The sequence below is a fragment of the Novosphingobium sp. RL4 genome (assembly GCF_035658495.1).
GTDB lineage: Bacteria > Pseudomonadota > Alphaproteobacteria > Sphingomonadales > Sphingomonadaceae > Novosphingobium.
On record NZ_CP141945.1, the window covers coordinates 1,477,501 to 1,498,549 of the forward strand.

General features: G+C 62.4%; 19 protein-coding genes. 13 read left to right on the forward strand and 6 right to left on the reverse strand.

The window, feature by feature from the left end:
• The first annotated feature begins 62 nt into the window (after positions 1-62).
• From U9J33_RS23495 to U9J33_RS23540, 10 genes are all read left to right on the forward strand, one after another.
• Positions 63-1,646, forward strand: a complete 1,584-nt coding sequence (locus U9J33_RS23495; RefSeq protein ID WP_324699353.1) for a hypothetical protein — start codon at positions 63-65, stop codon at positions 1,644-1,646.
• Positions 1,636-1,848: a hypothetical protein gene (locus tag U9J33_RS23500; RefSeq protein WP_324699354.1), complete on the forward strand. Its 213-nt coding sequence runs from the start codon at positions 1,636-1,638 to the stop codon at positions 1,846-1,848. Before U9J33_RS23495 ends, U9J33_RS23500 begins: the two co-directional genes overlap by 11 nt.
• Before the next feature lie 618 nt (positions 1,849-2,466).
• Positions 2,467-4,035: a hypothetical protein gene (locus U9J33_RS23505; protein WP_324699355.1), complete on the forward strand. Its 1,569-nt coding sequence runs from the start codon at positions 2,467-2,469 to the stop codon at positions 4,033-4,035.
• 58 nt (positions 4,036-4,093) lie between these two features.
• Positions 4,094-4,330: a hypothetical protein gene (locus tag U9J33_RS23510; protein WP_324699356.1), complete on the forward strand. Its 237-nt coding sequence runs from the start codon at positions 4,094-4,096 to the stop codon at positions 4,328-4,330.
• Positions 4,331-4,432: 102 nt separating this feature from the next.
• Positions 4,433-5,887, forward strand: coding sequence for a ferritin-like protein (locus U9J33_RS23515; RefSeq protein WP_324699357.1), 1,455 nt, complete (start codon positions 4,433-4,435; stop codon positions 5,885-5,887).
• The gene (locus U9J33_RS23520) at positions 5,884-6,639 is read left to right on the forward strand and encodes a hypothetical protein (protein WP_324699358.1); all 756 of its coding nucleotides are present in this window, start codon (positions 5,884-5,886) and stop codon (positions 6,637-6,639) included. The genes U9J33_RS23515 and U9J33_RS23520 overlap by 4 nt, the downstream gene beginning before the upstream one ends.
• Positions 6,636-7,265 carry a hypothetical protein gene (locus U9J33_RS23525; RefSeq protein WP_324699359.1) on the forward strand — a complete coding sequence of 210 codons (630 nt, stop codon included), beginning with the start codon at positions 6,636-6,638 and terminating at the stop codon, positions 7,263-7,265. The genes U9J33_RS23520 and U9J33_RS23525 overlap by 4 nt, the downstream gene beginning before the upstream one ends.
• On the forward strand, positions 7,262-8,140 hold the full coding sequence (locus tag U9J33_RS23530; RefSeq protein WP_324699360.1) for a hypothetical protein: 879 nt from the start codon (positions 7,262-7,264) through the stop codon (positions 8,138-8,140). Before U9J33_RS23525 ends, U9J33_RS23530 begins: the two co-directional genes overlap by 4 nt.
• Before the next feature lie 4 nt (positions 8,141-8,144).
• On the forward strand, positions 8,145-9,488 hold the full coding sequence (locus U9J33_RS23535; RefSeq protein ID WP_324699361.1) for a radical SAM/SPASM domain-containing protein: 1,344 nt from the start codon (positions 8,145-8,147) through the stop codon (positions 9,486-9,488).
• On the forward strand, positions 9,485-10,894 hold the full coding sequence (locus U9J33_RS23540) for an NAD(P)/FAD-dependent oxidoreductase (protein ID WP_324699362.1): 1,410 nt from the start codon (positions 9,485-9,487) through the stop codon (positions 10,892-10,894). Before U9J33_RS23535 ends, U9J33_RS23540 begins: the two co-directional genes overlap by 4 nt.
• A gap of 632 nt (positions 10,895-11,526) precedes the next feature.
• Here U9J33_RS23540 and U9J33_RS23545 read toward each other — a convergent pair.
• The 4 genes from U9J33_RS23545 to U9J33_RS23560 all read right to left on the reverse strand — a co-directional run bounded on the left by U9J33_RS23545 (position 11,527) and on the right by U9J33_RS23560 (position 16,763).
• Positions 11,527-11,886, reverse strand: a complete 360-nt coding sequence (locus tag U9J33_RS23545) for a response regulator (RefSeq protein WP_054436093.1) — start codon at positions 11,884-11,886, stop codon at positions 11,527-11,529.
• On the reverse strand, positions 11,883-15,302 hold the full coding sequence (locus U9J33_RS23550) for a CheR family methyltransferase (RefSeq protein WP_420719902.1): 3,420 nt from the start codon (positions 15,300-15,302) through the stop codon (positions 11,883-11,885). Before U9J33_RS23550 ends, U9J33_RS23545 begins: the two co-directional genes overlap by 4 nt.
• The gene (locus tag U9J33_RS23555) at positions 15,299-15,859 is read right to left on the reverse strand and encodes a PAS domain S-box protein (RefSeq protein ID WP_324699363.1); all 561 of its coding nucleotides are present in this window, start codon (positions 15,857-15,859) and stop codon (positions 15,299-15,301) included. Before U9J33_RS23555 ends, U9J33_RS23550 begins: the two co-directional genes overlap by 4 nt.
• 277 nt (positions 15,860-16,136) lie before the next feature.
• On the reverse strand, positions 16,137-16,763 hold the full coding sequence (locus U9J33_RS23560; protein WP_324699364.1) for a TetR/AcrR family transcriptional regulator: 627 nt from the start codon (positions 16,761-16,763) through the stop codon (positions 16,137-16,139).
• A gap of 129 nt (positions 16,764-16,892) precedes the next feature.
• On the opposite strand from U9J33_RS23560, the gene U9J33_RS23565 reads away from it, so the two are divergent.
• Positions 16,893-17,819, forward strand: coding sequence for an NmrA/HSCARG family protein (locus U9J33_RS23565; protein WP_324699365.1), 927 nt, complete (start codon positions 16,893-16,895; stop codon positions 17,817-17,819).
• A 272-nt stretch (positions 17,820-18,091) separates the two neighbouring features.
• On the opposite strand, the gene groL is transcribed toward U9J33_RS23565, so the two are convergent.
• Together groL and groES are read right to left on the reverse strand one after the other, a co-directional pair.
• Entirely contained in the window at positions 18,092-19,711 is a 1,620-nt protein-coding gene (gene groL / locus U9J33_RS23570) for a chaperonin GroEL (protein WP_324699367.1), read from the reverse strand.
• A 56-nt stretch (positions 19,712-19,767) separates the two neighbouring features.
• A complete protein-coding gene (gene groES / locus U9J33_RS23575) occupies positions 19,768-20,082 on the reverse strand; it encodes a co-chaperone GroES (RefSeq protein ID WP_054436084.1) in 315 nt (104 codons plus the stop codon).
• 271 nt (positions 20,083-20,353) lie between these two features.
• On the opposite strand from groES, the gene U9J33_RS23580 reads away from it, so the two are divergent.
• Positions 20,354-20,590: a hypothetical protein gene (locus U9J33_RS23580; protein WP_054436085.1), complete on the forward strand. Its 237-nt coding sequence runs from the start codon at positions 20,354-20,356 to the stop codon at positions 20,588-20,590.
• The gene (locus U9J33_RS23585; RefSeq protein ID WP_054436086.1) at positions 20,587-20,856 is read left to right on the forward strand and encodes an usg protein; all 270 of its coding nucleotides are present in this window, start codon (positions 20,587-20,589) and stop codon (positions 20,854-20,856) included. Before U9J33_RS23580 ends, U9J33_RS23585 begins: the two co-directional genes overlap by 4 nt.
• Positions 20,857-21,049 lie beyond the last annotated feature (193 nt).

Below are 21,049 nucleotides of genomic sequence, written 5' to 3' on the forward strand. Positions count from 1 at the left end.
GGCCGGCCACAAATTGGCATTGCCAAATATCGCTGCAGTTCATTGTTTGGGGACAATTGGGCATGGCGCACAGCAGAAACTGTATTGCATTGTACGTGGCCGCCGCTGCTATTTCGGGCTGCACAGTTATCGGCAACGGTCACAATTCGGTGGTTCTAGGTGAGCTCCCACAGGACCCCGACTATCCGAGGTATCCAGGCCGGGAATTCCAAGGGCTGCTCAGGTCGCCAGATGGCCCGCCAATCATTCCGGGGAAAGGAACGATCACCGAGGAATATGCCGGCTGGACGGCCTATCGAGCGACCCACGCCGGCACACTGGATAGCGCGCAGCTCGATCTGATCGTGCGCGATCTCAATGTGACGCCTTCGCTTGATCCGCTGAACATCGAGACGAACAATGCGGCTGACGTCGCCAAGATCATGGCGGACAGCACGACCAGTGCTGACCAGAAGGGGCAATTGGTCGAGCGGTTCCGCAACAACTATCGCAGGATGCCGGAGAATTATCTGCCGATGGTGCCCCGGCAGGAGTTCAGGGATTTTGGCGACGGTTCGGGAGAGCAGCAGGTCACGGCCTATCACTGGTTTCCGAAAGTCGCGCTTGATCTGACCGGGCAGCTTCAAACCGTCGGGAGTTCGGATCGCTTCGAATATCTGGCTGTCGCGGTTACGCTGGTGAACGAGCGCGAGCCCGGCACGAGCACACCGCTTCCCGTCACTTTTGTGAACTTCGCACCCAAGGCGGCCGATCTGTTCGACTTCACATTGGGAACGTTCAAGCAGACGGCCTCCATGACAGGGAAGGCGTCAATCGGCGGGAGCGCGTCGAGCAAGACGACGTCAGGATCGAGCCAGACGAACACGGGCACCGGGACCTCCTCGACCGAGACCAAGGGAAGCGAGACCAACGCCGGTTCGACCAATGGCGCCTCTGTGAGCCTCACCGTCTCTGACGAGCTCACACGTGACCTGCGCTCCTCGATCGACACGCGCTCGGCTGGCATTACGAATGATGGAAAGACCTTCGTGATTGCGTTGCGGAGCAACGAGCAGCGCCGGATTTCGGGCACCTACAATTATGCCGTCATGCTCGACATCGCCCCGAAGATCAGCAAGGTGAAGCTTGCGAATGGGTCGATCGTCGTGGTGAGCGACACCCCGACGCGCCAGATCTGGGCGGATGTTCGGATCATAGGGGTGATCCGGCATGTCGCGAAAATGGGCAAGACGGGCACTTTCAAACGCGTTCCGGAGCCAACCAATGACGCGGTGTTTAACGAGGTCCTTGTCCGCCAGAAGCGCGTGCTGCTGTGGGAACTGCATCAGGACGCGCTGATCGACAGCCTCCCGGCACCGAGCAACCTCATCGTCTATACCAATCATGACAGCGCAACCTTCTCGGTGATCGCTGCGGACACGCGGAAAATCCTCGCCCGCGGCAAGGGACGGGAAACGAGCCTTCCGCTCAAGGACGGGCAGGATGTCGATATCGAATTCGATCCGATCATCCTTGCCGGAAACGCACCGAGCGTGCTGATCGCAGCGCCGATCCGCCATGTGAAGCTTGGCGCCGAGCCCGCCAAGCTCGTCGGCACCTATCTGCTTCAGGCCACAGCGGCGAAGGAGAAGAAGAATGGCAAGTGACCAGCACCGGAAACTGACGATGCTCGTTCGCGAGCTCGCCCGTGAAGGCAAATATCTCACAATCGAAATCCATGAGGAGAGACCTGCGGGCTTCGCCGAAGGGACAGTCCTTAAGTCACTGGCGGCCAGGGATGCGAGTTGCTGCCGTCGCTGGGGCTATGACCCGGCGACGGGCCAGCGCATTTGCATCGAGCCTTGCTGAAACTCGGTCTGGGCAGGGGGCGCCGTCAGATTTACGCGTTGATCAACTGCCTAGACGATTGCTTGCGGCCGAGGACAATCGTCCGGCTGCTCTGCGCGATATTGATGTTGAGCGCACTGCCCACACCGAAAGTGGCGCGCAGTAACCCCGGCGTCATCGTCAATTGAGGAGCCGGATCTCCTGGCCAACGAGCAATGCGCCGCTCTAGGGCCGAAGCGCTTCACCGACAATAATCAAATGCTAACAGGAGATTGCGTCCAGTTCCGGTGGCACTGATCGAACTATAAGGCAGTTGAGAATAGCGATTTGCCGACGCCTCCGACCCATTCGTGCCGTTCAGCCGTTAAAATCCGGCGCCCAAGTGCGGTCCGTCCGCTAACCGGCAGGTCGCGACCAGCTTAAGATATTCAGCGACGTCAATGCGAGCGACGGCTTTCGGCCCAAGAAACGACGGCTCGCTCCGGTTCGGTCGCGATTATTCTTGCCCCATAACGACATGCTTCGTAATAATGTTAAGCACTGCCCGCCGATCTACCGAGTCCGATCTTTTTCGGCGCAGTGAAATTGTGGGATTTTTGCGATGACTGGTCACTGTCTACACTTGTCGGGGGACGAGGGATGCCGGGAAAAATCGATAAGGTCATTGTCACCAACTTCGGTGCGCTCCATGGCAAGTATGGCACATCTTATGCCAACGTCCACACCGCGCTCACCCGGTGGATCCAGGCTGACCTGCAGCGCGGATTGATTACCGAGGTCGTCGGTATCGATGACGCTGTCGCCATGCAGGCCGCCGGCGGATCCGCGGTTACGGACGCTCTCGACTGCGCGCAGAACAAGCAGGCTGTCGACGAAGTCTATCGCGCCTTCGCGCCTGACTATATTGTTATCCTGGGTTCCATCGACGTGATCCCGCACCAGGACATGCTGAACCCTCTATACACAGGCCCCGGTGGCGACGATCCGGACGAGCACGCGTTTGGTGACCTACCCTATGCCTGCGACGTGCCCTACGGCCATGACATCTCGGCCTTCAAGGGTCCCACCAGGGTCGTCAGTCGTCTTCCAGACCGAACCGGTGCGCAAGATCCGCAGAGACTCGTGGACCTGATAGAGGCGGTCATTCGCCATCACCCGCGGCCTCGCGCCGACTTCCAAGACTATCATGCGGTATCAGCCGAGGTATGGAAGGATTCGACTCTGCTTTCGGCCAGAAACATGTTCGGCTCGGACAGCGACCTTCAGTTGGTTCCACCCGCGGGGCTGCCATGGCCCGGTGCGCGCTTGGCCCGCCTGGTGCACTTCTACAACTGCCATGGCGCCTCCGTGGATCCTCAGTTCTACGGTCAGCGCGGCACGCAATATCCGCCGGCATTGAACAGCCAGGATCTGGCGGGAAATGTGACCGATGGGACGGTTGTCACGGCGGAGTGCTGCTATGGTGCCGAACTCTACGCGACGAGCGCGGTCCAACCGGTCGCGCCCACGTGCAACAGCTACCTCGAGGCGGGCGCAATCGGCATGTGGGCCAGCACAACGATTGCCTATGGCCCGGCATCCGGCAACGGCCAGGCGGATCTGATCACGCAGTTCTTCATCACGGAGGTCTTAGCTGGCGCATCGACGGGACGCGCGGCTCTTGAGGCGCGTCAGCGCTTCGTGCGCGCCGCCTCTCCGGCTGGCCCCGAGGACCTGAAGACTCTCGCGCAGTTCAACCTCTATGGCGACGCGTCGGTGGTCCCGGTCGATATACCAACAGCGACGAAGGCGCCTCCCGGAACCGCGGAATCGGTCGCCCAGCGCGCGACCCGGGTGGACCGGCGCCTGTTGCTCGCACGCCAAGGCGTTTCCTTGCTGGCATCCGAACCTGACCTCATAGCGAGCCAAGAGCTGGCCTCGGACCTAATCCTCGGCCAGCTGCGCACCCACGTCGATGGCGAACGCGAACGCGAGCGCGAGCGCGAGCGCGAGCACGTCGGGCCTGTGCTCGGATTTCGCCTGCGTTTTCCGGATCAGGGCTTCCTCGCTCATTCGCTCAATGAGATGCAGGACGCGAGCGACGGATACGTCGTCGCGTTCGTCCGCGTTCCGAGTCCCGAGGATGCCCCGGTCCGGCCCGTCAAGCTCCTCGTGGGGCGTGTCCAGGGTGGCCAGGTCGTCCGCGTATCGACCGTGGTGAGCCGGTGACCATTTCTTCCGGCGCGCCGCGATACCATTCCGGATGCAAGTGCATTAGGCTCGTCCCATGGAGGAACTTACTGGTCTCGTCACGTCCGGGGTGTTCGCGCCTGGCTCGAAGAGCGAGCGGCGCGGCGTCTATCTCGACACCGCGGCCGGCCGTTTCGTTCTGCGGCGGCCGGGTGCGAACGCCTTCAGCGATCCCGTGCTTGAGGAACTGGTCGGACGCCGGATCACCGCCTTCGGAGAGACCCGGGACTACGTCCTGCTCCTGGCTGACTGGCGCGCGGTCGACGACGACTAGCGCCTCCGACAACTGGTCGGCGCTGATCGTTGTGCGATCGTGCCGGTCCCGCTCTCCGATGGGACGTCACGCTTAGAGAAAACTGGCTTGGGGGATTTCCGAATGCGAAGTCGTGTGACATTCCAGCTGCAACGGATCCTCGAGCAGGCCCATGAGGCCGACCTCGCGCAGGCCCACACCTTCTCGAAGTCCTTGGGAGTAGGCGCGGGATCGAAGAAGCACGTCGATGTGCCGGACGGCTTCTCGCCCCACGACTACGCGGTCTTCCTCCTGCACGTGGCTGCCGAGATCGAGCACGGCCTGCTCGTCCAGTATTTGTTCGCCGCCTATTCGCTTGGCGGCCCGCAGGTGCCCGCCGAACACCACGATAAGGTGGCGCGCTGGCAGGCCGTGCTCCTCGGCATAGCACGGGAGGAGATGGGGCACCTCGTCACGGTCCAGAATCTCCTTAAGCTGCTTGGCGGCCCGATCAACCTCGAACGCGACGACTTCCCGTGGGATACGCCATTCTATCCCTTTCCGTTCTCTCTCGAGCCGGTGAGCCTCGGATCGCTCGCCCGCTACGTGTGCATCGAGAGTCCCGAGACGTGGCCCGATCCATGGGCGAAGAGACGTGCGGAGATCGAGGGGATAGGGTTTCCCGGCGGCGCCAGCGACTTCAAGCGCGTCGGTCTGCTCTACGAAACGCTGAAAAACCTGGTCGGCGACAAGACGCTGATTCCCGACGATCTCTTCCATGCCGACACGCTCAGCTTCCAGGCCAGCTTCGCCGAGTGGGGACGTGGCTATGCGGCTGGCGCGCGTGGCGCGACGGAACCTGGAGCGAGGGTGCCGGACGTCCTGATCCACACCGCTTACTCCCGTTCGACCGCACTGGATGCGCTCGAGGCGGTCGCCGAGCAGGGGGAGGCATCGCACGCCGACGGCGACAAGGATCCTGCCCCTTCGCACTTTGAGCGGTTCATGGGACTATTCCTGGAGATCGAAGCCGTCACGGGCTGGACTCCATGGCGTCCCGTTGCCGCCAATCCCCGAGCGGTCGGGGATCCCGACGCGGTGCCCGGCACGACCTACATCGGCAATCCAGTGGCGCGGGTCTGGGCGCGTCTGCTCAACCTGCGCTACCGGATGCTGCTTTCCTACATCGCCCATAGCTTCCGAATCTCCGGCGACTACACGTCGGCGGACGGCCTGACGCGAAGCGCGGTGCTTAATCGCGCGTTCGGGGAGATGTATAATCTCCGGGCCATCGCCAACATCCTCGTCTCCATGCCGGCCGACGACCCCAAGCAGCCGGAACGCGCGGCGCCGAGCTTCGAGCTTCCCTACTCGATGGATCTACCTATGCTCGACCGGGACGCCTGGCGGCAGCACATCGACCTCCTTCAGGCGTCGGCCAAGCTGATCGGTCAGATCCATGGAACCGCCGGCTCCGCCGCCGACGCGTATCTGGATTCGCTGCTTGCCCTGGATGGGCAGGCGATCGCGACCTTCGAGGCGGCGGTCCGGGGCAGCCGCGGCCCCGGTCTCGCTTACAGCGTGGGGGGACGGGCATGAGCATCCTGGAGCTTCGCATCCTACCGCCACTTTCGGTCGCCCGCCTTGGCGCCTCGGCGACACCCTTGGAGAGCTATCGGATCGAGGTCGATGACAAGCATCCCCTCGGCTACCGCAACGTGGTCCCCGACGAGACGTTGGAGCTGAGCAAGGAAACGGGTGAGATCGTCCGATGCTACACACCGAAGCGCGTGAAGTTTCGCGATGGCGACGATGTCCGGCCGGTGGCGCCGTTCCTCGAGGTGTTTGCGCGGACGTCCGAAGACGTGCTTGAGCCGCTGACGGTCGATCTTCTGGAAGCGCACGGCCTGAAGCCGGCGGACGTGAACTGGACCGTCCACCTCGGATGCCGCAAGATCGAGCGGCGCACGTTCGACAAGAATGATCGAATCGAGGCGATCCTCAAAGTTGGCGACCACGCTCGGCACAGGGTCGATGCGACCTGCGCCAACTTTCGTGACGGCATGACCCTTCCGATTGGATGGGTGCAGTATGTTCGCCCCAACGAGGACTTCCCGGAGATCCGGCTCCGCTTTACGCCCGCCGCCGGACTGGTCTACGGCGCAAGTCCGACCGGCGCCGTCTTCGATACCAAAGGCCCCGACCCCGCGCACACCGATCCGAACGTGCCCCCTGAGCGCATCATCTACGATCCCAGGAAGGGCAACTGGCTGGGTTATGTCCAGATAGAGGCCTTTTCCCACCTGTTTACGAACCCTGGCAACATCTCGCCCAGAATGACGAAGGTGTGAGCTGCGGCTATTTCGACGACGAGTGCGATGGGGTCGTGACTGTGGCCCTGGAAATCGATGGCAAGTCCCTGACGGCGTTCGCCCGCATCGGTGCGGGCCCGCCGACGTTTGCGCCGGACACGATCCCCATTCGCACGGTGGCCGACGAACTCGAACAGATCGCGTTTGGGGTCGAGCACGACGGGATGGCGACGCTCGCTGACGCGGAGGAGATTCTTCGTCGCGCCGTGGAGACCGTGCGGCTATTCAACACGGCGGCGCTCAACGGCAACACGGTCAAGGGCCGCACCAACCAGACGAGCACCATGGTGCGCCAGGACTCGAACGACTTCGGTCGCTACTTTGAGCCGATCATGGCGCCGGCGATCGTCGACAATCATGCCATCCTCGCGCTCCACCAGAACATCCTGACCGCGCTGCGTAGCGGCACCGGCGCGTGGTTCGCGGATGCCCTCCGCAGACCCGAGCAGATCGGGGATCTCTCCGATATCGGCCGCCGCAAAATGCCCGCGATGATGCGCGGCGCCGACGGACGGCATCTGGTGTTGACCCGCCGGCAGATCGATGCGGTCGTCTCGGCCGCCATGGGCAGCCTTTTCTCCGATCCGACCGAGGTGTCCGCATGACCAAGATCTCACCGAGCAACCTGGCGGCGCAACTCAACCACCGCAGCCGAGGCAATCCGTGGAACACGCTGCCTGTAACTGCGATATCCAACTGCTTCCCCGGCCTCGAGTTCGATTTTCGGGTCATATGGCGCAGGATTTTCGAGGGTTTGACCCTGATCGAATGCCATAACCTCGTGCTCGACGGGGACGGCCCTCTCGCCGACATGAAGGGTCATCGGCTGCTGGCAATCGAGGATCCCGGCGCAGGCAAGGGACCGTTGCCGATGGCCGTCGAGACGCAGGGCGTCCAGATGCCGGGTTACGAGGGGGCCCTCGGCAATCCGGATCACCTGAACGGTGTTTCCTTCATGGAGTGGGCGAACAGCCTGGCGAGGATCCACGCCGCGCAGGGTCGGGTGCTCGTGGGCTACTTCACGCCGGAACCTTCATCGGTGGAAGTCCTCTTCCCCACTGATCCGGCCGAGGTCGCGAAGCTGCCCAAGTTCGACCTCAAGGTCCGTCCGATCTTCGAGAGCAGCGCCGTGGACGGCAAGTCGATGGCGACGCTGTCTCAGGCGCTGATCGAGCCTGGGGAGCTGACGCAGGGGCTCTGCTCCCCTTGGCAGAACGACTATCGCGAATGTGCGTGCTACTACTGGGCCGCGAGCCGCCCCGACTTCGTGAACGTGGTCGATGGCCCGGACGGCACCAGCGTGGGTGACAACTGGATGGCCATCGAGCGCCCCCCGGGCGGCGGCTACATCCTCGACGATCGGAGCGATGGCGACGTCTGGAGCTACGACCAACTGTTTCAGAACTGGCAGGGCTTCCTGAAGTTCGTGGTCGGAGGCTCGGAGGAGCAGGATCGGCTGGACAGGGAGGATCGGTCGTAGCGCCATGACCTTGGCCACCGCCATCATCGACGCTTCACGCCCCCGCTCACGCGACGCACATGTGCTCCGGTGGGACGGTGCCGCTCAGCTTCTCCTTCCGGACGGTAGCCAACTGTTCGACATCGACGAGGCGCTTGCCGACGAACTCACGCTGGCCGGCTCGTCCGCAGACGGTGCCGCCACCGCTGCGATCCTAGCACGCCTCGGTCTCGAGCCGCGCGCGGACCGCTGCGCGTCGACCCCGGACGATCGACGCGTGCGGGCGATCTCGCTCGCTGTTGCGCAGAGTTGCAATCTCGGGTGCGGCTACTGTTACGCCCAGGGTGGATCGTTCGGTGGGTCACCCAAGGGGATGGACCTGGGGACCGCGCAGGCCGCGATCGACATGCTTTTGCGGGAGACCCTTCCCTACGAGCAGGTCAACATCGCCTTTCTGGGCGGCGAGCCGCTTATGGGTCGCGATGTCGTGCATGCGTCAACCCGATATGCGGTCGAGGAGGCGGCGCGGCGCGGTATCGCCGTTTCCTTCTCCATCACCACCAACGGCACCCTTGTCTCCGAGCGCGACATCGAGCTGTTTGACGCGCACCGCTTCGCCGTCACCGTCAGTCTCGACGGTGTCGGCGGCGACCACGACCTGCAGCGTCCCTTCAAGGGTGGCCGCGGAAGCTACGCGCGGATCATGGAGCGCATCGCACCACTGCTCGGCGGCGGGCGTGGCTGCCAGGTATCGGCCCGCGTGACCGTCACGCCGCGTAATCTCGACCTGCTGCCGATGCTCAATCACTTCACGGACATCGGCTTCCACAGCGTCGGGTTCTCGCCAATGCTTTCCGCGCCCGGCGAGCAGGATGAGATGCAGGAGCGGCACCTGCACTCAATGCTCGAGCAGATGGTTTCCTGCGGCCGGGAATTCGAGGCGAGGACCGCCGCCGGCGAGCGCTACCCGTTCCTGAACCTCCTCAACGCGCTTCGCGAGATCCACCGCGGCACGCACCGCCCCTATCCCTGTGGCGCCGGGGCCGGCTACCTCGGCGTCTCTGCGGAAGGGGAGTTGGCCGCCTGCCACCGCTTCGTCGACGCGCCGGAAGGTGCGATGGGCACGCTTGCGGACGGCGTTGATCGCGAGCGGCAGGATGTCTGGCTGAACGAACGGCACGTCCACGCCCAGCCTGGATGCCGTTCGTGTTGGGCTCGCTACCTTTGCGCTGGCGGTTGCCATCACGAGACACTGAGCCGTAGCCGTCCGGCCTGCGACTTCATTCGTGGCTGGCTGCACTACGCGATCGGGGCCTACGGCCGCCTCTCGCGGACGAGGCCCGACTTCATCGGCCAACTGGTGCGGTGACGGGCCTTACCGACGTGATCGTCGTCGGCGGCGGTCCGGCGGGGTGCATCAGCGCGCTTGCGCTTTGTCGCCTGGGCTTGTCGGTCCGCCTGATCGAGGAGCATGTCGGCGCCAGACCCCATGTCGGCGAGGCGATCAGCGTGGCCGTTCTCCGCCAGCTCCACGACTTAGGCCTCGAAGGCATCCTAGATCGTGCCGGCTGGCAGCGGTTTTCACGGTGCGACGAGCGCTGGGCAACGGAAAGCTGGATCACGAGGGACGCACCACCGGGCGCGGCGACGTTAGACCGGGGCCGCTTCGATGCGGCACTGGTGGACATCTGTCGGGAGGCGGGTGTCGTCGTCGATCTCGGACGCCGCGCCACCACCGCCATCCGTCGGTCAGAAGGAGGTTGGAGCGTTATACTCGCGGATGGCGAGGTTCGCGGGGCCAACTTCTTGGTCGATGCGGCTGGTCGGCGGGGCCTGTTGCCGAAGTCGCGCCGCTGGCAGGGACCGCGCACGATCGCGCTCTATGCCTATTGGAGCGGTGCGGGTCTCCCGGATCGACCCCGCATCGCGGCCGGTGGAGGCGTTTGGTCTTGGGGCGCGCCGGTCGCGGATCTGGGCTTCAACGCTACGCTGTTCACCGATCGTCAGGCCTTGCCACGGAGCCGAGGGGATCTGCGCCAGATCTATCTCGACGGGTTGGCCGACACGGACCTCCTGCCTCAATTAAGAACCGTCCTTTCCTGCGGCCAAGTGACCGCGTGCGACGCCAGTGCCTGGCTCGACGAGGAGGCAGTGGGCCCGGACTATATCAAGGTCGGAGAGGCGGCGCAGAGCTTCGATCCGCTAGCCTCGATGGGCGTCCAGCACTGTATCCAGTCGGCCCGTAGTGCGTCCGTCGTGGTCAACACCATCCTTCGCCGACCCGGCTCGCAAGCCGTGGCGCGGCAATACTATGAGCAGAGGTTGGAGCGATCGGCCTGGACGCATGCCGTCGCGACCAAAGAGATCTACGGCCGGAGCGTCCACGCCGAGAAGCCGTTCTGGCGGTCCCGGTGCGCGGGCGGCGCGGCGGCTGCGCGCGTCGAGGCGCATCCCATGAGCCGTCCCAAGCCAGTTCTCTCGACGCCCATCCATCTGGACCGAAGCCGCGTTGTGGAGGTACCCTGTCTGTGCGGTGATTTCGTCGAGCCACGCCTAGCGGTGTTGGCTGGGACCGAGGGGGAGCCTGTAGCCTTCCTCGGCGGCATTCCGATTGACATGATCGTACTAGCGATAGTGGATAGCGAAACGGTCGGGGACCTGCTGGAGGCACTCGTGCGCGGGCAAGCCGGAACTCAAGCCCACCGGGTCTGCGGCTGGCTCATCGACAAGGGAGTCGTTCAGGTGTCCGCTGTGTGCGAACAGCCACGACGATGATTGTCGGTCGGTCGGAGGCGTTCTGGAAGCTCAGAACTAGCTTGGGTAAAGTGACCAATTTGTAACGATGGAAGCAGACGCGCGCTCGATGGTCGCGAGAGGGAAATCAGCGCTGGGTGGCGGATCAAATCGTTTTGGACGCCGCGCCGGCGGTTGGTAGCGGCGTGAGAGCGTTACCGGTCCGTCTTAGCATGAATGTAAGTGTGACGCGCGCAGGTGTCAGCTACTGCTTGTACATTGCTAAAAGCCGACGGCCTGCAAACGAACCAATATCCGTCTTTTAACGAGACCAGTCGGGCAAATGCTGAACGTCGGCTTTTGAGAAGACCTGCCATTCTACATTTCATCGGCGAACGGCGGCTAAGTCCCAAGGCCCGGCGTTCGCCCTCGGGCGAAACCGACCCTTCCCGGTCGTTCAGCGGTCAACTTCACGCTCTCAGGTGCGGTCCGTCAGCTTTCCCTTTTCCGGATACCCAAGATGGCCGAGACGCGACTGTCCGGTCCTGACCGGGAATGCTAGGATAGCTGCCACTCGCGGGGGGATAGATCATCAACATACTCCATTCCGACGTCGTAGCGGAAATGCCAGTTGGATCCCAGTTGTGATCTAGCCCCAATCCATATGTGCTGGATCAGGCTGTTCTGCCGACGGCCTTCTTTAATGCCTCGCGCAGGTGGGAAGGAGAACTGGGCTTGGGGCATATCTGCGCATCCGGATAGCGAGTGCGCAGAGCATTCTCGTTAGCGTGGCCTGAATGAAAAATAAGCGGAACTTTCATCTCCTGCATTCGATCCGCCGCCGGGAAGACTTCTCCGTCTGGGAGGCGGACATCGAGGATAGCGCAGACTGGTCGTTGACGCTCGATCGCCCGCATGGTGGCGGCAACAGTGCCGCAATGCGCGGAGACAGCGAAACCCTCTTCGGCGATCAGATCTTCCAGATCGAGGACGACGAACAGTTCGTCCTCGACGATCAGTACGGTGTCGGTCATCGAACCATCACACCGCCAGGCAGCCATAATCGAAGGGCAAAATGGCCATCGCGCAGTTCACGGGAAATCCGGGCACCAAGTTGCCGCGCGGAAGTGGTGACGAGCAATGTCCCGAAGCCCGATCCCTCGCCCACATCAATCGTGTCATCACCCTCTTCGTCCCACAGCAAGTCAATCCCGTCGGCGCTCAACGTCCAGCGCACTCGAAGAGTTCCCGCGCGCGGCCCCAGGACGCCGTACTTTGCGGCATTGGTCGTCCATTCGTGCAGGATGAGGGCAAGAGGGGAGAGGCAGTTGCGATCGATGTCGATCTGCGGGCCTTCGACCAGAATCCCGGATTGCCCAGCGTAGGCGGCCGTCGTCGTTTCGATGAGGGTACGAAGCGAGAATGTCTGCTGCTCGTCGCCGGAAGGCGATGCCAGGGAGTGTGCCCTGCCCAGCGCCGCGATGCGCTCGCGCAGATCCGCGCCATAGCTGCGAACGTCGTTGTGAGACCGACCGGCAACCGAAATAATGCCGCTGACCACTGCGAACAGGTTCTTCACCCTGTGGTTCATTTCGCGCAGCATGAGGCCGCGCGTCTCAGCGACTGCATATTCGGCCGTCAGGTCGATCGTTGCCCCCACCAAGCGGCGCGGACGCGAGTCGATGAGCCGGCCGTATGCCTTGAGCTGACGGCAGGCGGCGGCATCCTCCGCGTCGCACACCCGGAAGGCGATTTCCATGTCCTGATCGCTGTAAAGGGTATGAGCGATGCAGTCTTCGAGCGAGGCGCGATCCTCGGGATGTACCTTCGCCAGCACATGGCCGAGACTCACATTGCCATTGGCCGGCAACGAAAGCTGGCTACGGCTCGTGGTATCGAGGATCACGTCGTCTTCATCCGGACGATACTCCCAGATCCCGATTCCGCCGGTCTTCACGGCCAGATCGAGTCTTTCGCGCTCGGCAGCCAGATCGTCTTCCATCAGCAGGGCTACGGTGATGTCGCTCAGTACCAGCGTGGCGCCATCGATCGTCCCGTGCTGGGTCCGATAGGGCAGAACGCGCAGCGACAGGGTTCGGCCGCCGTCGCTCGTGCGAACCCGGCGGTGGAGAGGCTCGCCGCTGCCCGCCACGCGCCGCGCGTCGTCAAGGTAAGTGCTGTCGTCCAGGCGCGTTGCGACGTCTGCCAACAGGCGCCCCCGATCGGTCTGCTGCAACGGGAAAATGGCAGTCGCCGCTTCGGTGAAACTGCGGATACGAAGCTGTCCGTCGAGCACGATCACCGCCAGTTCGGTGGACTCAAAGAAGTTGCGCAAGTCAGCATTCGCGACGGTAAGCTGGTCCACCTTGCTTTTCAGCTCGTCGTTGACGGTGGACAGCTCCTCGTTGGTGGACTGCAGCTCCTCGTTCATCGACATCATTTCTTCGTTGGAGCTTTTCAACTCCTCGTTCGCTGTCTCCAGTTCCTCAACAGCGGTGCGCAGCTTGTGGCGGGTGAGGCGAAGTTCCTCTTCCAGCGCTTCCATGTGATCGTCGCCGCTTTCGATCTCGGTAAAGTCCGGCCCGTCGAACGGCTGAAAGGGGCCGCGATCGCGCAGGATAAGCAACAGCGAGTTGTCAGGCAACGGCTCGCAAATCGCCTCGACAGGCTGGATGCCGTAATCCGAACGCACCTCGACCTCGCGGGCCACCACCTTCTTGCGGGCATCGCGGGCCTGGCGCACGAGCGGGCCGAGCACGTCGCGCAGGCCCGGCTTGGCTAGCGAGATCGCGCTGGTGCCGCCCGTGCGGGTTACCGGGAAATCGAAATAGCGGCTCAACTTGCCATAGGCGGCAAGCACCGCGCCGTCCTGATTGAGTACCATGGCAGGCGGCGCATAACGATCGACCAGGCGCTGGACGGCTATGCCGGCGTCGGACTGCTTGCGCCTGACATCCCGATTGCTGCTATCTTCGCGGTGACGCTGAACGCCTCGCTCTCCGCCCGGCAAGTCGATCGGGTATCGGGGGTTGCCGGGGGCGCGCTCGAAGATGCGGGCGTGATTATCCAGAGCCGGGAACAGATGGTCGAAGCGGCCGATGCTTTCCGAAGGCCCGAGGAATAAGTATCCGCCCTCCCGGATCGCGTAATGCAGGATCGGCATTACCGATTGCTGCAGGCGATCGTCGAAGTAGATCAGAAGGTTGCGGCAGGAAACAAGGTCGATCCGCGAGAACGGCGGATCCTTTACAACTGAGTGGTTGGAAAACCGGATAAGATCGCGGATTTTGTTCGAGATTGCGAATTTCTCCCCATGCAGCGTCGTCCACCGCTCGCGCATGGGCGAAGGGATATCAGCCAGCGCGGAGGCGGGATAAATTCCCTCCCGCGCGATCTGCAGCATCTGCTCGTCGATGTCGGAGGCGAATATTTGCACCGGGTTGGCGAAATTCATGCGCCGTGCCGTCTCGGCGAACAGCATGGCGATGCTGTATGCCTCCTCCCCGCTGGAACAGCCCGGGATCCAGACCCTGATGTCGTCGTCGCTGGAACGGTCGCGCAGTAGCGGCTCGATCACCTTCTCGCGCAGCGCGTCGAACATCTCGGGGTCGCGGAAGAACCGCGTGACATTGATCAGCAGATCGCGGAACAGCGCCTCGCATTCGCCTGAATCCGATTGCACGCGTTGGAGATAGCCACTGGCCGAATCGATGTTCAGCACGTGCATGCGCCGCTCGACGCGCCGTACCAGCGTCGAGCGCTTGTAGCCCGAGAAATCGTGACCGACGGCCTTGCGCAAGGTGGCGCACAGGTCATCGACATGATCGGCGACAAGTTCGGCTTCGCGTTCGTGGGGCTCGCCTCGGCGTCGGGCGAAGAACGCGCCGAGGCAATCGAGGATCTCCGACGGCTGCTTGACGTAATCCACGAGGCCTGTCCCGACCGCGGATACGGGCATCCCATCGTAGCGCGCGGTTTCCGGTGTCTGGACGACGCAGACCCCGCCTTGCTCCTTGATCGCACGCAATCCCGTCGATCCGTCGGCTCCCGTACCGGAGAGGATCACGCAGGCGGCATCGGTCTGCTTCTCGGCGGCGAGCGAGATGAAGAAATCGTCGATCGGACGGCGAAGCCCGCGCGGCTGGGCGAAATCGGTCAGCTGCAGTTTGCCGTCCTGCAGCGCGAGACCGCGGCCCGGCGGTATGATGTACACGCGGTCTGGCAGCACTTCTTCGCCGCCCTCGCACTGGAGCACGTCGAGCGGGCTAGCCCGGTCCAGCAGCTGGGCCAGCATGCTCTCGTAGTTGGGGTCGAGATGCTGGACGACCACGAATGCCATTTCAGTAGGCAGTCGGGCCACCGAGAGCATCTCACGCAGGGCCTCAAGCCCGCCCGCCGATGCGCCGATCCCGACGATCGGGATACCGCGCGTCCGTTCGTCGCCGCTCAAAGGATCGCGCCGTCGTCTAGACCGGCCAGGGTCAGCCTTGCCTGGGCGATCGTCGAGGCCGAATTCGCGATCGTCGTCAAGGTGCCCTCGAGGATGATGCCGCTCTCGGCGGCCACCGGGCTAAGGCGCGTCAGCGTCAGGCCAAGGTCGCTGTCATATGCCTTGAGCCGATCGGGCTGGGCGCGGCTGACATCGAACTGCGACGCGAAAATGTAGCGCGTCGTGCCGGAAAGGGTGCGCAGCCTCGACATGTAAAGCAGGTTCACAAAAGGCGTTCCGTCCTTCCGAAAATTGGGGATCGGGGTGCGCACATTGACCGCAGCATCGTCGCCCAGGAAAGTCCGCAGTCTAGCTCGGGCTTCATGATCCTCTGCCTGCCCCTGCAGAATGCGGCAATTGCGACCTGCAAGGTCCTTTTGCGAATAGCCCGTCAGGTCCGCAAAGCGGCCGTTCACCAGGATCAGCGGATTGTCCGCGTCCGGACTTCCCAAGGCCAGGGCTACCGGCGAATTCTCGAAGAAGGTGCGCAGGTCGTCGGGAATAGTCAGATCGGACAAGTCGTTACTCCCGGCCATCGGGTATGAGGTAAGGTGGTCGTTCGTTCCGGCCATGCGGGCAAGACAGCAACGACTCTTTGCACCATCTGTTGCCGAAGGTCGAGCCGAGAGGGGAATTGCCCATGGGCAAGTGAGGTTCAGGAAGGACATATGGGCCGTTAGGCGATTGTCCGGTTTTGGACTGGGACAGAGAGATAGCTGCCTTTTACATTTCTTGATCGACGATCTCGAGAGATTCACGTGTCAGTGGCGAGCGTGCCTCGCAGGCCAATGACCCCTAATCCGTTTCACGTGTCCCAGTGAGCAGCAGCATCAACCCGTTATCGACTAGCTTGGCAAGACGGTCGCGCGGAACTGAAGTACCGGCCGGTCCCGCGTCATGGGCGAGAAGCGCAATCACCGTGTCCACCATCACGTCGAGTTCGGCCTCCGACAAAGGCACATGTCCAGTATCCGCTGATCGCTGCGCCAGCTTATGTAGTTCAGTGCGGATGAACGTACTGAACCTTTCGGTAAGGGATCGATAAAGGTCCGGGTGCGACCCCGCCTGCTCCATGGTCGCAATCACGACCGCACTTCTCCCGTCACAATTGCCGGCCTGCTCCAACAGCGCGAGCAGATCATCGCGCAACGATGTGCCCGGATAGCGAGGTGTGCTCACCGGGCTCAGCGTGGCGACCGCATCAGCGACAAGGTCCGCCTTTGCCATCCAACGTCGATACAGCGTCGCCTTCGATACCCCCGCACGCGAAGCCACATCGGTCATTGTTAGGCCGTGATATCCGTTGGTGCCGAGCAGCTCGAGTGCGGCGCTGATAATCAGGTCATCACGGCTGCTGTCCTGCGACCGCCCGCGTTCCGCTGGAGGCAAGCGATGTTGGTGGCTCTGGGCTGGTACGGTCATGGCAACCTTATAAATCCTTTTTTACGAAAATCAACCGTATCGAAACTCTTGCGTTTCGTAATGATCGACCCCATCCTTGGGGCTGCAAGTTGATGCGCATTCCGCGCTGTCGATCAAGAAAGGCTCACAATGTCGAATTCCGAAACCCCTCTAATCCTGGTGGCCGGCGCTACTGGCAAACAGGGCGGCGCTGTCGTTCAAGCGCTTTTGCAGGCAGGCCGTGCCGTCCGTGCATTGGTGCGCGATCCGGATTCGCTTGGAGCGCGGGCGCTTGCGGCTCGAGGGGTCGAGGTCGTCAAGGGCGACTATCACGATTCTGCCAGTCTCGATGCAGCGTTGGCGGGGACATGGGGCGCGTTCTCCGTGCAGATGGGCTCGCATCCCGGCGATCCGGATACCGAGATTGTCACCGGCAAGGCGTTCATCGAGGCGGCCCGTCGCGCAGGTGTCGATATGGTCGTCCACACCTCTGTCGCCCGTGCAGGCGATCAGCAGAACTTCGTCGGTTGGGACGAAGGCCGTTGGGAGCCGCTGTACTGGAACAACAAGGCGGCCGTGAACGACATGGTCAAGGCGCAGGGCTTCCGTCACTGGACGATTCTGAAGCCAGCTATGATTATGGAGGACCTTGTGCCGCCGATGGTGGAATCCATGTATCCCTCGCTACGTGAACGCGGCCGGTTCGAAACAGCGATCGAAGCGGATACCGGCATGGACTGGATCGCGGCGAAGGATATCGGCGCATTCGCGGCGGCCGCATTCGCCAATCCGGATCATTTCCATGGCCATGAGATCGACCTTGCCGCAGAGACCTTCACGATGCCCGAGGTGGCGGCTAAGATCACTGCGGCTACGGGGAAGCTTGTTTCGGCAGTTACGTTGTCGAAGGAAGAGGCGCTGGCAAAACCCTATGGCGAGCTGGGCTATCAGCACGAGTCATGGAACAACGCCGAAGGTTATAAGGTGGATCTCGACACCGTCCGCAGTTGGGGCGTGCCACTGACGACGCTCGACGAGTTCATCGCGCAGAACCGCGACAAGTTCGCCATCGGCTGAACACTCGCACAATTTTTCCTCCACAGCCCAGCGTGTCCGCTTTTAGAAGCGAGACACGCTGGGCTGAATGCCCGCAAAGGGCGCGTTCCGGCCGTCCCGCCGTCGACCCTTACCGGGCGTTCAGAGGCAATTTTTGTTGCCCAGGTGCGGACGGGTAGCTTTCCCTCTCAGGGTTCCCAAGCTGCCTGCCAGAAGAGGAGGTCGACGAAGCCCTTGCTTGTCGATGGAATCAGAGACTCCTGGGCCGGCTGGTGCGCCGGCCCCGTCTAACGTCAATAATCCATCGCCGGCATCGGGGCGGATTTCTCCTCTTTCGGCAGTTCGGCCACGAGCGCCTCGGTGGTGATGAGCAGCGAAGCGACCGACGCTGCATCCTGGAGCGCAGTACGCACGACCTTTGCCGGATCGATGACGCCAGCCTTTACCAGATCCTCGTCCGTGCCGGTGGCAGCGTTGAAACCCCAGTTGTAGTCCTCGCTCTCGAGCAGCTTGCCGACGATGAACGCGCCGTCCTCGCCGGCATTGTCAACGATCTGCCTAACGGGTGCCCGAAGAGCTCGGCGAACGATGTCGATGCCTGACTGCTGATCGTCATTCGCCACCTTGAGACCATCAAGTGCTTTCAATGCTCGCAGTAGTGCGATCCCGCCGCCCGGCAGGATGCCTTCCTCTACGGCAGCACGGGTCGCATGAAGTGCATCGTCGACGCGGTCCTTGCGCTCTTTGACCTCCACCTCGGTGGCACCACCGACGCGGATCACCGCCACACCGCCCGCGAGCTTGGCCACACGCTCCTGCAGTTTCTCACGGTCGTAATCGCTGGTCGTGTTTTCGATCTGTGAGCGGATCTGGGCGAGGCGGGCATCGATGTCGGAACGCGAGCCCGCGCCATCGACGACGGTCGTGTTATCCTTGTCGATGATGATCTTCTTGGCGCTACCCAGCATCGAGACGGCGACGGTCTCGAGCTTGATCCCGAGATCGTCGCTAACGACATTGCCGCCGGTGAGGACGGCGATGTCCTCGAGCATCGCCTTGCGCCGATCGCCGAAGCCCGGCGCCTTGACCGCCGCGACCTTGAGCCCGCCGCGCAGCCTGTTGACGACCAGCGTTGCCAAGGCCTCGCCTTCGACGTCCTCGGCGATGATGAGTAGCGGGCGCCCAGACTGCACCACCTTCTCGAGCAGCGGGACGAGCGCCTGCAGATTCGAGAGCTTCTTCTCGTGGATGAGGATATAGGGATCGTCGAACTCAACCTTGAGCTTCTCGGCATCGGTGACGAAGTAGGGCGAGAGATAGCCGCGGTCGAACTGCATGCCCTCGACCGTTTCGAGTTCGGTCGCGAGGCTCTTGGCCTCCTCGACGGTGATGACGCCTTCGTTGCCGACCTTATCCATCGCCTCGGCGAGAATACGGCCGACTTCCTCGTCGCCATTAGCCGAGATGGTCGCGACCTGCGCGATTTCGCTGTTGGCGCTTACCTTCCAGGCGTGGCTTTCGAGATCGTTGACGACGGCGTTCACGGCGAGATCGATACCCCGCTTGACGTCCATCGGGTTCATCCCCGCGGCGACCGCTTTTGCCCCCTCACGAACAATCGCCTGGGCCAGAACGGTGGCGGTGGTGGTGCCGTCACCGGCCTTGTCGTTCTGCTTGTTGGCGACTTCGCGCAGCATCTGCGCGCCCATGTTCTCGAACTTGTCCTTGAGTTCGATTTCCTTGGCGACGGTGACGCCGTCCTTGGTGATGCGCGGCGCACCGAACGACTTCTCGATCACGACGTTGCGGCCCTTGGGCCCAAGCGTCACCTTCACCGCGTTGGCCAGCGTATCCACGCCGCGCAGCATGCGATCACGCGCATCGGACGCAAACTTTACTTCCTTGGCAGCCATTGCCAAACTCCTTTCCGATTTTTCCTTCCTGAACGTTAGAGGGACGGCAGGCGTGCTCAGGCCGCCTGCTTCAGCTCAGCCTGGGTTTCGACTACGCCAAGGATATCGCTCTCCTTCATGATGAGCAGATCCTCGTCATCGATCTTGACCTCGGTCCCCGACCATTTGCCGAACAGGATCCGGTCACCGACCTTGACAGATAGTTCGGCGAGTTGCCCGCGATCGTCGCGCGTACCAGGACCGACGGCGAGGACTTCGCCTTCTTGCGGCTTTTCCTTGGCGGTGTCGGGGATAATGATGCCGCCTGAAGTCTTCTCTTCAGCTTCAATGCGGCGGACGACCACACGGTCGTGCAAGGGGCGGAAATGCATGGCAAAACCTCCAGATGCAAAACAAGATGTGATGGGCCTATCGCTCTTCTGCGCGACAGGTGCGGGCAAATTATGAAAACCCCTTTTGCGCTTCAAGAGGGTGCCAAAAAAATTTTGGCAGTCCCGCCCAACGAGTGCCAAAAGCGCGCGTTCGAGCGGCATGCAGCCACTGCATTGGCATCTTGACGCGACTCAATGAACCACCAAAATATCTCGTGTGCGGCATCACCGCGCACTTGATCACCGCGACTCAAGGAAAGGAGAGACGGCCATGTCGCAGCCATTCTCGCGTTTTCTTCACCCCTTCGATGTTGCACATCACCCGAGCCTGGAGCCGGAAGTGAAGCGTGCCATACTCGCATCGTGGGCTTCCGATCGGTCCGCGGTCCGAAATGAGCCCGCCTTGCGCAAACCGCCCGGTGCGAAACGCGCCGTACCGATCGACGACATCCTTGCCGCAATGCGCGATCTTGAACGAGGCGAGAATCCGATCCGCTCGCGCCAATGATGGACCGCAGCTTTCTGGCGCAGTTGGAAGGTTACGGGCTGACGACTGCGGAAATTCATTTCTACCTTCCGGATGCGCCCTCGATCTTGCAACTGTTCATCTGGCAGGAATACGATCTTGCGCCTGATTTTCCGGTGCTGTTCGACTTTCTCGACCACTGGCGGCGCGAGATCGAGGGCGCTCTCCATTCAGTCAGAATCGCCCATGACCGTCTGATCCGACCGACCGAATGGCGGCCGGTGAACCATGTCCTGCGGCTGGAATGATATTCTGTCGCGCCAGGGATGAGACGCCGTTGCCGCCGATGCATCCCGTTCTGCAAAAAATCTTCGAGCCCCATCTTGAAGCGGAATTCGACTACATTAGCTAGCGATTGCCGGGCGCCGCGTTCGGGCCCGGTGGGTCATGGAGAACGCCGGCTCTTTTGCTACCGGCGTAGCTCATGCCCAGATCGCTCAA